Origin of the sequence: Sphingomonas longa (assembly GCF_016892685.1) — a bacterium.
Lineage (GTDB): Bacteria > Pseudomonadota > Alphaproteobacteria > Sphingomonadales > Sphingomonadaceae > Sphingomonas > Sphingomonas longa.
The window spans coordinates 839992-851779 of the sequence record NZ_JAFEMC010000001.1 but is presented as its reverse complement, the minus strand read 5'-3'; the positions used below and the strand labels follow the sequence as shown (position 1 = coordinate 851779).

Annotated in this window: 14 protein-coding genes and 1 pseudogene; 2 read left to right on the top strand and 13 right to left on the bottom strand. The window is 67.4% G+C overall.

Going from position 1 to position 11788, the window contains the following annotated elements:
• On the bottom strand, positions 1 to 1521 hold the full coding sequence (lnt, locus tag ILT43_RS04110) for an apolipoprotein N-acyltransferase (RefSeq protein WP_204195074.1): 1521 nt from the start codon (positions 1519 to 1521) through the stop codon (positions 1 to 3).
• Between the two features lie 98 nt (positions 1522 to 1619).
• On the opposite strand from lnt, the gene ILT43_RS04105 reads away from it, so the two are divergent.
• Together ILT43_RS04105 and ILT43_RS04100 are read left to right on the top strand one after the other, a co-directional pair.
• Positions 1620 to 2042, top strand: coding sequence for a VOC family protein (locus ILT43_RS04105; protein ID WP_204195073.1), 423 nt, complete (start codon positions 1620 to 1622; stop codon positions 2040 to 2042).
• A 3-nt stretch (positions 2043 to 2045) separates the two neighbouring features.
• Positions 2046 to 2348: a polyhydroxyalkanoic acid system family protein gene (locus tag ILT43_RS04100; RefSeq protein WP_204195072.1), complete on the top strand. Its 303-nt coding sequence runs from the start codon at positions 2046 to 2048 to the stop codon at positions 2346 to 2348.
• 42 nt (positions 2349 to 2390) lie between these two features.
• On the opposite strand, the gene ILT43_RS04095 is transcribed toward ILT43_RS04100, so the two are convergent.
• The 12 genes and pseudogenes from ILT43_RS04095 to ILT43_RS04040 all read right to left on the bottom strand — a co-directional run bounded on the left by ILT43_RS04095 (position 2391) and on the right by ILT43_RS04040 (position 11723).
• Positions 2391 to 3731, bottom strand: a complete 1341-nt coding sequence (locus tag ILT43_RS04095; RefSeq protein ID WP_204195071.1) for a PQQ-dependent sugar dehydrogenase — start codon at positions 3729 to 3731, stop codon at positions 2391 to 2393.
• Positions 3732 to 3896: 165 nt separating this feature from the next.
• Positions 3897 to 4124, bottom strand: a pseudogene (locus ILT43_RS19440) (catalase/peroxidase HPI); the annotation flags it as partial.
• 33 nt (positions 4125 to 4157) lie between these two features.
• Positions 4158 to 5057 carry a hemolysin family protein gene (locus ILT43_RS04085; protein ID WP_239473869.1) on the bottom strand — a complete coding sequence of 300 codons (900 nt, stop codon included), beginning with the start codon at positions 5055 to 5057 and terminating at the stop codon, positions 4158 to 4160.
• A 1-nt stretch (position 5058) separates the two neighbouring features.
• Positions 5059 to 5568 carry an rRNA maturation RNase YbeY gene (gene ybeY, locus ILT43_RS04080; protein WP_204195068.1) on the bottom strand — a complete coding sequence of 170 codons (510 nt, stop codon included), beginning with the start codon at positions 5566 to 5568 and terminating at the stop codon, positions 5059 to 5061.
• Positions 5565 to 5960: a type II toxin-antitoxin system VapC family toxin gene (locus ILT43_RS04075; RefSeq protein ID WP_204195067.1), complete on the bottom strand. Its 396-nt coding sequence runs from the start codon at positions 5958 to 5960 to the stop codon at positions 5565 to 5567. Before ILT43_RS04075 ends, ybeY begins: the two co-directional genes overlap by 4 nt.
• A complete protein-coding gene (locus ILT43_RS04070; RefSeq protein WP_204195066.1) occupies positions 5957 to 6205 on the bottom strand; it encodes a type II toxin-antitoxin system VapB family antitoxin in 249 nt (82 codons plus the stop codon). The genes ILT43_RS04075 and ILT43_RS04070 overlap by 4 nt, the downstream gene beginning before the upstream one ends.
• A gap of 46 nt (positions 6206 to 6251) precedes the next feature.
• On the bottom strand, positions 6252 to 7247 hold the full coding sequence (locus ILT43_RS04065; RefSeq protein ID WP_204195065.1) for a PhoH family protein: 996 nt from the start codon (positions 7245 to 7247) through the stop codon (positions 6252 to 6254).
• 252 nt (positions 7248 to 7499) lie between these two features.
• Positions 7500 to 8306, bottom strand: coding sequence for a PEPxxWA-CTERM sorting domain-containing protein (locus ILT43_RS04060; protein ID WP_204195064.1), 807 nt, complete (start codon positions 8304 to 8306; stop codon positions 7500 to 7502).
• A 32-nt stretch (positions 8307 to 8338) separates the two neighbouring features.
• The gene (locus ILT43_RS04055; protein WP_204195063.1) at positions 8339 to 8998 is read right to left on the bottom strand and encodes a PEPxxWA-CTERM sorting domain-containing protein; all 660 of its coding nucleotides are present in this window, start codon (positions 8996 to 8998) and stop codon (positions 8339 to 8341) included.
• A gap of 47 nt (positions 8999 to 9045) precedes the next feature.
• Positions 9046 to 10416, bottom strand: a complete 1371-nt coding sequence (miaB, locus tag ILT43_RS04050; RefSeq protein ID WP_211534354.1) for a tRNA (N6-isopentenyl adenosine(37)-C2)-methylthiotransferase MiaB — start codon at positions 10414 to 10416, stop codon at positions 9046 to 9048.
• A gap of 125 nt (positions 10417 to 10541) precedes the next feature.
• Positions 10542 to 11246, bottom strand: coding sequence for a lysophospholipid acyltransferase family protein (locus ILT43_RS04045; RefSeq protein WP_204195061.1), 705 nt, complete (start codon positions 11244 to 11246; stop codon positions 10542 to 10544).
• A 54-nt stretch (positions 11247 to 11300) separates the two neighbouring features.
• A complete protein-coding gene (locus ILT43_RS04040; RefSeq protein WP_204195060.1) occupies positions 11301 to 11723 on the bottom strand; it encodes a Fur family transcriptional regulator in 423 nt (140 codons plus the stop codon).
• Positions 11724 to 11788: the final 65 nt, after the last annotated feature.

Sequence of the window (11788 nt, the reverse complement as noted above, 5' to 3'; positions counted from 1 at the left end):
CTACCGCCCCCTGCGACGGATGGCAATCGCGGCCACGCCCAGCATCACGGCAACGATCGCGGCCATGACGTTCCCGATCCGGGAAAACAGCGTCGGCGGCAGGGCGGCAGGAACTGCCACCTCGATCGCGCCCGCCCGTTCATGCGGAACCGTCGCCAGCAGTGCGCCATCCGCCGCGATGACGGCGGAGATACCGGTCGGGGTCGAGCGGACGATCGGCAGACCCTCCTCGATCGCGCGCATCCGTGCCTGCGCCAGATGCTGCGGCGGGCCCCATTTCCCGAACCACGCGTCGGTCGACGGGTTGAACAGCAGTTTCGGCCGCTTCGACTTGTCGACGACTTCGCCGGAAAAGATGATCTCGTAACAGACCTGCACGCCGACCGGGCCGAAGCCGGGCCAGTCCATCGCGCGCGGCCCGGGGCCGGGCGTGAAGTCGATGTCTCCCGGCACCAGGCGCGCCAGCCCCAGTGGACGGAGCAGCCACGGCAGCGGCAGATACTCGCCATACGGCACCAAATGCGCCTTGTCGTAGCGGCCGATCAGGCGCGCATCGCTGTCGATCGCGAATACCGAATTTGCCGCGGTGGCGATGCGGTCCCGATCGTCGAAGGATAGCGCGATGCCGCCGGTCATCAGCACGTCGCGCGGCCCCAGCAACGCCGCGATCCGTCGCCGAAGCTGCGCCGGATCGTTGGTGTAGATCCACGAAGGATAATCGTCCTCGATCAGGTCGCGCAGCACGCCTTCGGGCCAGACGATCAGGCGCGGGGCAGCGCCGGGCTCGCCCGACAGGGTGGCGAGGGCGCGGAACACGCGCTCGCCATCATTCTCGTTGCGATCCTGCTGGCCGATGTTGGGCTGCACGACGCGCACGCGCGGGCCTGCCGTTGACGGTGTCTCGCGATAGGAGAGGGGTTGCAGCGCGAGCGGCACCGCCAGCGCGACCACGCCCCACCACGAGCGGCGTCGCACCAGCAGCGCCAACGCGCCCGCGAAGGCGATCGTCAGCCCCGACAGTGCGTAGGTGCCGACCCACGCCGACACGCTCGCGACCGCCTGCACCGGCACCCACATCACCGCAAGCGGGTCCCACGCATAGCCAGTGAACAGAACTGCGCGCAGATATTCCGTCGCGATCCACGCCGCCGCGAAGATCAGGACGAACGCAGCGTCCGGTCGCTCGCGCCGGAATCGCCATGCGATGCCCGCGGCCACCATCGGATAGACGGCCAGATACAAGGCCAGTCCGACCGCGGCGAAATAGCCCAGTACCGGCGGCATCGCGTCCTGAAAGTCGAACGCGTGCTGGAACCAGTTGTTGTTGACGGTGAAATGCCCGAGCCCGAACAGCCAGCCACGCCACAGCGCCGCCCGGAATGTCGGTGCCCCGTGCACCAGCACCAGCCATGCCGCGAAGCAGGCGAGCGCGAGCGGCCATAGTTCGAGCGGCGCGAACCCGCAGGCGGCGGCAGCGCCGAGCAGCAGCGACAGGACGGCAGGGGATCGGAGGAAGGTCACGCGCGCCACTTGGCCCGGCACCGCCTGCCTAACAAGGGGTTGCGGGGTGCGCGTCGTGCGGGGCTGACGCGCGCGATCGGCTGGTGTATCACGCGGCCATGACACTACGCCCGTTCCACCTCGCCTTTCCGGTCCACGATCTCGCCGCCGCGCGCGCCTTCTATGCCGGTGTCCTCGGCTGTACCGAAGGGCGGTCGAGCGATCACTGGATCGACTTCGACCTGTTCGGTCACCAAATCGTCGCGCATCTCGATCCCGCGGCGCAGCCGGTCGCGGTCGAGAATGCGGTCGACGGGCACGCGGTGCCGGTGCCGCATTTCGGCGTCGTGCTGACCCCCACCGACTGGCGCGCGCTGGCCGACCGGGTGAAGGCGGCGGGCGTGCGCTTCGGGATCGCGCCCTACACACGGTTCGCGGGCCAGGCGGGCGAGCAATCGACGATGTTCTTTCGCGACCCCAGCGGCAACGCACTGGAGTTCAAGGCGTTCGCGGACGACGCCATGCTGTTTGCCAAGGATTAAGTGATGGGCACCCCGATCGCACTCGATATTCCCCATTCGCTCGGCAAGGAGGCGGTGCGCCAGCGGCTCGACGGCGGCATTCAGCGGATCACCGAGAAGATCCCCGGAGGCGGACTGGTCCAGCACCGTTGGGAGGGCGACACGATGCATTTCACCGTATCCGCAATGGGCCAGACGATCGCCTCCACGGCGACGGTGTTCGCCGACAAGGTGCACGCGGTGGTCGACCTGCCCGCGTTCCTAGGGCTGTTCGCCAGTCAGGTGAAGGCGGCGATCGAGAAGGAAGCACCCAAGCTGTTGAAGTAGCGGAGGCGGCGTGGCGATCGATCGCCACGCACGCCAGCCCCGTCAGCGCGCCGCGGTCGCAGTCGGTGCGCTGACCCGCCAGATGCGGTTGCCGACATCGTCCGCCACCAGCAGCGCGCCCGCCTTGTCGGTGATGACGCCGACCGGGCGGCCCTGCGCCTTGCCGTCCTTGTCGAGGAAGCCGGTCAGCACTTCGACCGGCTTCGCGCCCGGCGCGGGGTAGCCGTTGGCGGCGAACGGGACGTACACGACCTTGTACCCCGACACCGGCTTGCGGTTCCACGAGCCATGCTCGCCGACGAACGCCCCAGAGGCCCAGCGATCGCCCAGCTTGGTGTCGGTGGAGAAGGTCAGGCCGAGCGCCGCGACGTGCGGCCCCAGCGCATAGTCCGGGCGCTTGCTATATTCCTGAAGCGAGGGGTTCTTCGGTTCGACGCGGGTATCCGGATAGCCGCCCCAATAATACCAGGGCCAGCCGAAATGGTCGCCGAATTCCACCTGCGTCAGGTAATCGGGCGCGAGGTCGGAGCCGAGCATGTCGCGCTCGTTGACGACGGTCCAGAGCTGCTTGGTGACGGGGTTGATCGCCATGCCGTTGGCGTTGCGGATGCCCGCGCCGAACACGCGCCACTGCTTGTCCGGCCAGACCTGAAGGATGTTGGCGCGGTATTTTTCCGCAGCCATGCCGCCTTCGGCGATGTTGCTGGCGGAGCCGACCGAGACGTAGAGCGTCTTGCCGTCCGCCGCCGCGATGACGTTGCGCGCCCAGTGATTGCCGCCGGGATTGAGCTTGACGATCGTCTCCGGCGTGGCAGTGATCGTGGTCTGGCCGTCCTTGTATGGCACGCGGACCAGCGCGTCAGTATTGCCGATGTAGAGTTGGCCATCCATCAGCGCCATGCCGAACGGCGAGTTCAACCCCGTCATGAAAGCGGTCTTCACCTCTGCCACGCCGTCGCCATCGGCATCGCGCAGCAGGGTGATGCGGTTCGCCGAGGGCACACCGGCGCCGGCCTTGCTCATCAGCAGCCCCATCACCCAGCCCTGGATGCCACCACCCTCGCGCTTGGGCGAATTGGTCTCGGCGACCAGCACGTCGCCATTGGGCAGGCGATAGAGCCAGCGGGGGTGGTCGAGGCCGCTGGCGAAGGCGGCGACCTGGAGGCCCTGCGCCGCGACCGGCTTGCGGTTGCCCTGCCAGCCGACGACGTCGGCGACCCCGACGGTCGGCAGCGTCTGGACGCGCGGGGCGGTGATGTCGGGCCGCGCGCCGGCGACCTGCGCGACCGACAGCTTCGCGGTATCGGGCCAGGCGAGATACACCACCACTCCGATGACGATGACGACGACGATCGCGAGGACGCGCAGGACGTGTTTGAGCATGGTGTGAACCTAGGAGGTGTGGTCGTTTGCCGCAACGGCCGGACTCGGTCCTCTTCTTCGTGCCAAATGTGGGAAGGGGCAGCCACGGGCGCTGTCGCCCGTGGCTGCCCCTCCGTCACGCCTTCGGCGCGCCACCTCCCCGCGAGCGGGGACGATTTGGGATGATTACACCGTCAGGTCGTACCGATCGGCGTTCATCACCTTCGTCCACGCCTTGACGAAGTGCGACACGAACATCTCGCCTGCATCGGACGCCGCATAGACTTCCGACAGCGCGCGCAGCTGGGAGTTGGAGCCGAACACCAGATCGGTGCGTGACGCGGTCCAGCGCTGCTCGTGCGTGTGGCGATCGGTACCGAGGAACTCCTCGTCGCTCTCGTCACTGATCTGCTCCAGTGGCTCGGCGATCTATAGTGGGAAAAGCGATCAGTCAGCCTCGGCTGGCTCGGGCTCGACGGGCGGGTGCAGGCGCAGGCGGTTGACGCGGCGCTCGTCGGAATCGGTCACCTCCAGCTTCCAACCCGACGGGTGATCGACGCATTCGCCGACCTGCGGCACGCGCCCGGCGAGCACTGCGGCGAGGCCGCCGAGCGTGTCGACATCGTCCTCGGTCTCCGCCAGCCGCGGATCGACGGCGGTGCCGACATCCTCCAACTCGACCCGCGCGTCGGCATCCCATGCGCCTCCGTCGAGCGGGATCAGGAGCGCCTCTGGCGCCTCGTCGTGCTCGTCCTCGATCTCGCCGACGATCTCCTCGATCAGATCCTCGATCGTTATCAGGCCCTCGGTGCCCGAATATTCGTCGAGCACGATCGCCAGATGGACGCGGCGCTGACGCATGTCGGCCAGGACGTCGAGCGTCCCGCGCGACATGGGGACGTAGAGCGGCTCGCGGATCAGGCCCGACAGGTCGGCGGGGTGCGGTGCGCCGGTTGCGAGAATGCGGAACACGTCCTTGACGTGGATCATGCCGACGATCGTATCCAGCTTTTCGCGATAGACGGGCAGGCGGCTGTGCCCGGCCTCCGCGAAGATCTGGACGAGGTTATCGAAGCTGGTCTTCTCCTCGACCGCGACGATGTCGGCGCGGGGCACGCCGACATCGCCGGCATCGCGCTCGCCGAAATGCAGCAGGTTGCGGACCATCTGCCGTTCCAGCGGCGAAAGGTCGCCCTTGGCATCGGGAGCGGGATCGTCCTCGTGACGATCGATCGCGTCTTCGAGCTGATCGCGCAGCCGTTCCTCGGTGTCCTGTCCGAAGATGAACGATTTCAAACCCCGCCAGATACTGTCGCTATCGGCGGTGCTACTTCGATCGTCGGCCAAGTCAGTCCTCGCGTATCAGATAGGGGTCGGCGATGCCGAGGGAGGCGAGCGCCTGTCGCTCGATCTCCTCCATCGATTCCGCCTCGTCGTCGGTCATGTGGTCATAGCCTAGCAGGTGCAGCGTGCCATGAACCAGCAAATGCGTGGCGTGATCCGCGGTCGATATGCCGCGCTCCGCCGCCTCCGCCGCGCAAACGCCGTAGGCGAGCACGATATCGCCGAGCAGCAGCTCGCCATCGTCGGAGTTCTGGCTGACGGTATCGAGCAGATCGGGCTGCACCATCGGGAAGGACAGGACGTTGGTCGGCTTGTCCTTGCCGCGATACTGCTTGTTGAGCGCGTGCACTTCGTCATCGGTGGTCAGCCGGACGCTGATCTCCACCAGCGCCTCCGTCGTCAGCAGCGGCCCCTTCGGCGTCCGCCCGATCGCCGCCTCCGCCGCGCGCCGCGCGATCGCCTCCCACTCGCCCTCGGGCCAGGGATCTTCGCGGGAGAGTTCGATCTGGATCATGCGAGGTCCGTATGGGAGAAATCATCGCCTTTGTAGAGCAGGCGCGCGTTGTTCGTCCGGGCGCAGGCGTAGGCGAAGCAATCGCCCATGTTCAGGCGGGCGGGATGATGGCCTTTGCCGTAACGCCGATGCGCAATCACGGCTTCTGCCGTCTCCGCAGAACCGATCGGCACGGTCGTGATCCCCAGAGCGGTGCAGAAGCGTGTAACTTCGAACAAGCCGCCCTCCGTACCCTCATCGCTCTCCCGGCCAAGGGCGCGTGCCGCTTCCCACATCGCCACCCCGCTGGTGCGCCGGTCCACGTGCGCGCCGAGCGTCGACTCGATGTCATCCGATCCGGGCTCGCCCCGAACGATGGCGACGATCGCCGAAGCATCGACGAAGATGGTCAATCGTCGTCCTCATCGTTCAGCGAGTCGTAGAACGCCTTGTCGATCACAACGTCTGGGTCGATTCGCAACTTCGACGTGCGGCGCAGTTCCGCGACGATATCGTGCAAGGATTGCTTCGGCTCGTCCCGCGCCAGTTCGTTCGCCAACGCGAGTTTGACCGCAGCCACCTTGGTCAGGCCGCGGCGATCGGCGAGCTTCTCGGCCATAACCCGCGCATCGTCATCCTTCACGTACAGCGCGCCCATGCGTCCTCCTTGGATATCCTCAAGTTAAGACGGGATATCCCGACCGTCAACCGGCCCCCTCATACGCCTCGACGATGCGGCCGACGATGGGGTGGCGGACGACGTCGGCGGCGGTGAAGCGGCTCATGGCGATCCCTTCGAGGCCTTCGAGCCGGCGGACGGCATCGCCGAGGCCGCTGGCGGCAGGCCCGCCGGGGATATCGACCTGATTGGGATCGCCGCAGATCACCATCCGGCTGTTCTGGCCGAAGCGGGTCAGGAACATCTTCATCTGTGCGGGGGTGGTGTTCTGCGCCTCGTCGAGGATCACGAACGCGTCGCCGAGCGTACGTCCGCGCATGAAGGCGATCGGTGCGATCTCGATCTCCCCCGATGCGATGCGGCGTTCGACCTGTTCGGCAGGGAGGCAGTCGTAGAGCGCGTCGTAGAGTGGACGCAGATAGGGATCGACCTTTTCCTTCATGTCGCCGGGCAGGAAGCCGAGCCGCTCGCCTGCCTCCACCGCCGGGCGCGACAGGATCAGCCGTTGAACGGAGCCCGTGATGAGCTGCGCCACCGCCTGCGCGACCGCCAGATAGGTCTTGCCGGTGCCCGCCGGCCCGAGCGCGAAGATCATGTCGTTGCCGACGAGATCGCGCATGTAATGCGCCTGTGCCGGGGTGCGCGGCACGATCGTCTTCTTGCGCGTGCGGATCATGATGCCGGGCCCACCGGTGCGCTCGGCCGACACGATGCCGGCCAGCGTCGGTTCGGCGACCATCGCGATCGACGCGTCGACGAGGCCGGTGTCGATCTGCTCGCCGCGGGCGATCCGCTGATACAGGTCCTGCAACACGTCGCGGGCGATGGCGACCTGTTCGGCAGTCCCCTCCAGCCCGACGCGGTTGCCGCGCGCGGTGATGTAGACGCCCAGCCGGTTTTCCAGCGCGACGAGGTTCTGGTCATATTGTCCGAACAGTTGCGCCAGCGCCTGGGGGCGATCGAACATCACCTCGACACGGGCACGCTCACCCGATTGGGCGGGGACTGGCTTACGGCTCATGCGGTCCTTTCGAGACGCGAAGTGGAGGAAGTGGAGGCGATGGAGAGGCTGCCTACACTTCGCCGCGAACCGCCCGGGCGCAGAACGCGCAACGGACTGGCGGGGCAGGGGAGATTCGGCATGCTGGGCAAGACTGGCAGATGGGGAGCGGTTAGGACAGCGGCAAGATCGCCTGTCCTGATCGGGGTTAACGCAAAGGACCCGCCCGGCGTGGCCGGACGGGTCCCGTGCTGGGCGTGAGCCCGAAAACGATCAGGCGAAGGAGACCGCGGCGCGGCGACGGCGGCGCAGCGCGCCACCGGCCATCCCGACGCCGCCGATCATCATCGCCCACGTCGCCGGCTCCGGCACCGCGCCCGCCAGCGTCGTCGCGGTGATCGACAGGTCGTCGACGGCGAGGCCCTGATCGCTGCTGGTCGAATTGACGTCGACCCAGCGGAACCCGAACGCCTGGCCGTCGAGCAGCGTCAGGCCGCTGAGCGTCGCCGCCAGATCGCGCTGGTTCACGGCGAGGTTGCCGTTGAGCGCCGAGCCGGTCGCCGTGCCGTTGTCGAACAGCGGTGCGAAGTTCAGGCCGGTGATGGTCGTCCAGCCATTGCCGGTGATGCCAGTCGCGCCGATCAGATACTGGAACGTCAGGCCGTCGTCGCGCGAGTTGGACAGGCGCCACTGCTCACCGGTGTAGCCGAAGGCGAGGTCGGTGATCGTCGCACCCAGCGCGTTGGTGAAGACGCCGCCGAACAGCACCTGCGTGATGCTGCCGCTGCCGACGCTGCCCAGCGCGCGGTCGCTGCTACCCGTGCTGCCGAAGCTGTAGCTGTTGCCGGTGTTGCTGCTGCCGGTGCCGACGCCGTAGCTGGTGTTGGCGTTGCTGCCGGTTTCGGCGACCTGGAAGCCGGTCGGCAGGGCGGTGCCCGTCGCGCCGGTGGCGGCGAGTGTATTGAAATCCTGCGTGTAGGTCGTGCTGTTCAGCGCGAAGGTCGTGTTGGGCACCGGAAACACCTGCGCGCCGGCGACGGACGGCAGGGCGGCGAGGACGAGAGCGATCGTGTAGCGCATGAGAGTTCCTTTACAGTCGGTGGTGGTGGGGTTCAGGCGAATGCGGGGGCGCGGCGACGGCGCAGCGCGCCGCCGGCGAGGCCGGAGCCGGCGATCATCAGCGCCCAGCTTGCGGGTTCCGGCACCGCGCCAACGGAGGTGACGCCAGTGACGCGGAAGTTGAGGTCGCAATGGCCGGTGATCGCGCAGTTCGGATAAACCGGCGTGGTGAAGAAGGCGCGGCCGGGCAGATAGGCGTCGCCCGACAGTTCCTGGCCGGTAAAGATGTTGATGTCGGGTCCCATCACGACGCCGTTGCGCGCCGAGCCGCTCGACAGGATGGCGGTGTAGGTATTGCCGATCGTGACATCGGTGCCCGTCACGTCGAAGTCGAACCAGGTGGGCGTGCGGCTATCGATCGACGTCGGCAGCGTGAAGTCGAACGTGGACACGACCGCGCCGCCGAAGCCAGCTCCCTCCCGCAGGGTGAAGGTGAAGGGCAGGTTGGCGGAGCCGGGGTTGAGCGCGTTGAACTGGAACCCGAACGAGGTCAGGTTGCTGTCGATCGCGACGAAGCTCTGGCCGGTCGGTCCGAAGGCCGCGAGCTGGAACGAACGCTGCTGGCCGGACACGACCTCGATCGTGTCGGCCGACGCCGCGCCACCAGGCAGGGCGGCGACCGCGAACAGAGCCGCGGACATGAAGGATCGCATTGATTTCTCCCCGTTTTATCGTCTGGGAAGCCTGTGGGCGCGGTCTGTTACACGGTTAATACATTATGAAGAACGTTTAACATTTCACGCGGCTGCGCGTGCGGGACGCAGCCGGACAGCGACGATTGGGTCGCGCCGGTGAGCTCGACCGTGACCATGTCGCCGATCGCGTGATCGCCGATCAAATGGACCGATTGCAGCCAGGGCGACTTGCCGAGCCACTGGCCGGGCAGCTTGCCGACGCGTTCGACCAGCACGTGGCAGGTGCGGCCGACGCTCGCCTCGTTGAAGGCGCGCTGGTCGCGGCCGAGCGACGCCTGAAGCCGCTGGAGGCGTTCGTCCATCACGTCCGCCGCGATCTCGTCGGTCATCGTCGCGGCGGGGGTGCCGGGACGCGGGCTGTATTTAAAGCTGAACGCCTGCGCATAGCCGACCGCATCGACAAGGCTCAGCGTGTCGGCGAAGTCCGCCTCCGTCTCTCCCGGGAAGCCGACGATGAAGTCGCCCGACAGCGCGATGTCGGGGCGCACCGCGCGGACGCGGTCGAGCAGGCGCAGATAATCGTCGCGGCCGTGGCTGCGGTTCATCGCCTTCAGGATGCGGGTCGATCCCGACTGCACCGGCAGATGCAGGAACGGCATCAGGCTTTCGACATCGCCGTGCGCGTCGATCAGACCCTGCGCCATGTCGTTGGGATGGCTGGTCGTGTAGCGGATACGCGCGAGGCCGGGGATGCGGTCGAGCGTGCGGATCAGGTCGTGCAGGCCGCGGCCGTCCGCATCGACCCAGGCGTTGACGTTCTGCCCGAGCAGCGTGATCTCCCGCGCGCCGGCATCGACCAGCGCCTTCGCCTCGTCGACGATCGCCGCGAACGGCCGGCTGACCTCCGCCCCGCGCGTGTACGGAACGACGCAATAGGTGCAGAACTTGTCGCATCCCTCCTGCACCGTCAGAAAGGCGGACGGGCCGACGCGGCGGCGCGCCGGCAGGTGGCCGAACTTGGATGCCAGCGGCATATCGGTGTCGAGCGCGGCGGTGCCGGCCGCCGCCTGCGCCACGAGGGCGGGCAAATTGTGATACGCCTGCGGACCGACCACGACATCGACCTTGGCGCGGCGGACGATCTCCTCGCCCTCCGCCTGCGCGACGCAGCCGGCGATGGCGATCATCGGATCGCCGCCGCTCTTGCCGGCGGTTTTGCGGATGCGGCCGATGTCGGAATAGACCTTCTCGGTCGCCTTTTCGCGGATGTGGCAGGTGTTGAGCACGACGAGGTCGGCGTCGTTCGCATCGGCGGCGGCGGTCATGCCCTGCGCGGTCATCAACTCGGCCATGCGCTCGCCGTCATAGACGTTCATCTGGCAACCGAACGACTTGACGTGGAAGGTCTTGGGCGGGGTCTTCATGCGGCGGCCCATAACAGGTCCTCCCCGAAACGGGGAGGGGGACCGCAAAGCGGTGGAGGGGCGGCCGCGGGCGGGATGGCTCGTGGCTGCCCCTCCGTCACGCCTGCGGCGCACCACCTCCCCGTGCCAGAGAGGATCTAGAGGGCTTCGATCCGGCGTCTCGCTTCGGCGGCGACGATTTTGCGGCCGCCGTCCGGGGCGAAGGGTTCGGCGAAGTTCAGCGTCGCGATGAAGCTGCCGCGGCGGCGCAGGACGCGGAGCGCGTGCACCTGTCCGGACTCGTCGCCCCACACGCAGTCGGATGTGGCGTCGCCGTAATCGATCCGCACCGGCTGGACGCGCAGGCCCGGCGGCGGGGGATCGAGCGCGGCCAGCAGCGCGGGCTTGAACGGCAGCAGCGTGGTGCCGTCGCCCGTCGTCCCCTCCGGAAAGATCGTCACCGGCCAGGGCGCGGCGAGCGCTCGGCGGAGTTGCTCGACCTGTTCTGCGACGGCCATTCGCTGGCCGCGTGCCACGAAGACGGTGTGGTTGAGCGAGGACAGCCAGCCTATCAAGGGCACGGATTCGAGTTCGCCCTTGGCCACAAATGCTGTGCCGGTGGCGCCGGCGAGCAGGAGGATATCAATCCAGCTCAGGTGGTTGGCGAGGATCACCGCGTCGCGTTCGAGTGGGGTGCCGACGACATGCGCCCTCGCGCCGACGATGCGCGCGCACCAGCCGAGAAAGCGGCGCGGCCACGGCGAGCGGGCGCGGAACAGTCGCCACATACCGTGCAGCGGGAGGGCGACGAGCAGTGCGGCGATGAGGGCAATGAGGCGGAGCGCGAGGCGGAGGGTGTTCATGTGTTCTCGCCGCTCATTCGCTCGCCCGCTTCCCTCGCTCGTTCAGGGATCGGGTCAGACCTTCCTGTCGAGGCTGACGCCGTACAATTCCATGCGGTGGTCGACCAACCGGAAGCCCATGCGCTCGGCGATCGCCTTTTGCAGCAGTTCCAGTTCGGGATCGACGAACTCCAGCACGCGGCCGGTTTCAACGTCGATCAGGTGATCGTGATGCGCTTCGGGCGAGGGTTCGTAGCGAGCGCGGCCGTCGCCGAAATCGTGGCGGTCGAGGATGCCGGCCTCCTCGAACAGGCGCACGGTGCGATAGACGGTCGCGATCGAGATGCCCTTGTCGATCGCGGAGGCGCGCTCGTACACCTTTTCGACGTCCGGATGGTCCTCCGCCTCCGACAGGACGCGCGCGATGATGCGCCGCTGTTCGGTGATGCGCAGGCCCTTCTCGTTGCAGAGAGCTTCCAGATCGATCTTGCGCGCCATGACTTTTAGAACCTCTCGGACGAGGCCGTCATGTAGACCCTATCGCTTGTTGCGAAAAGGGATAG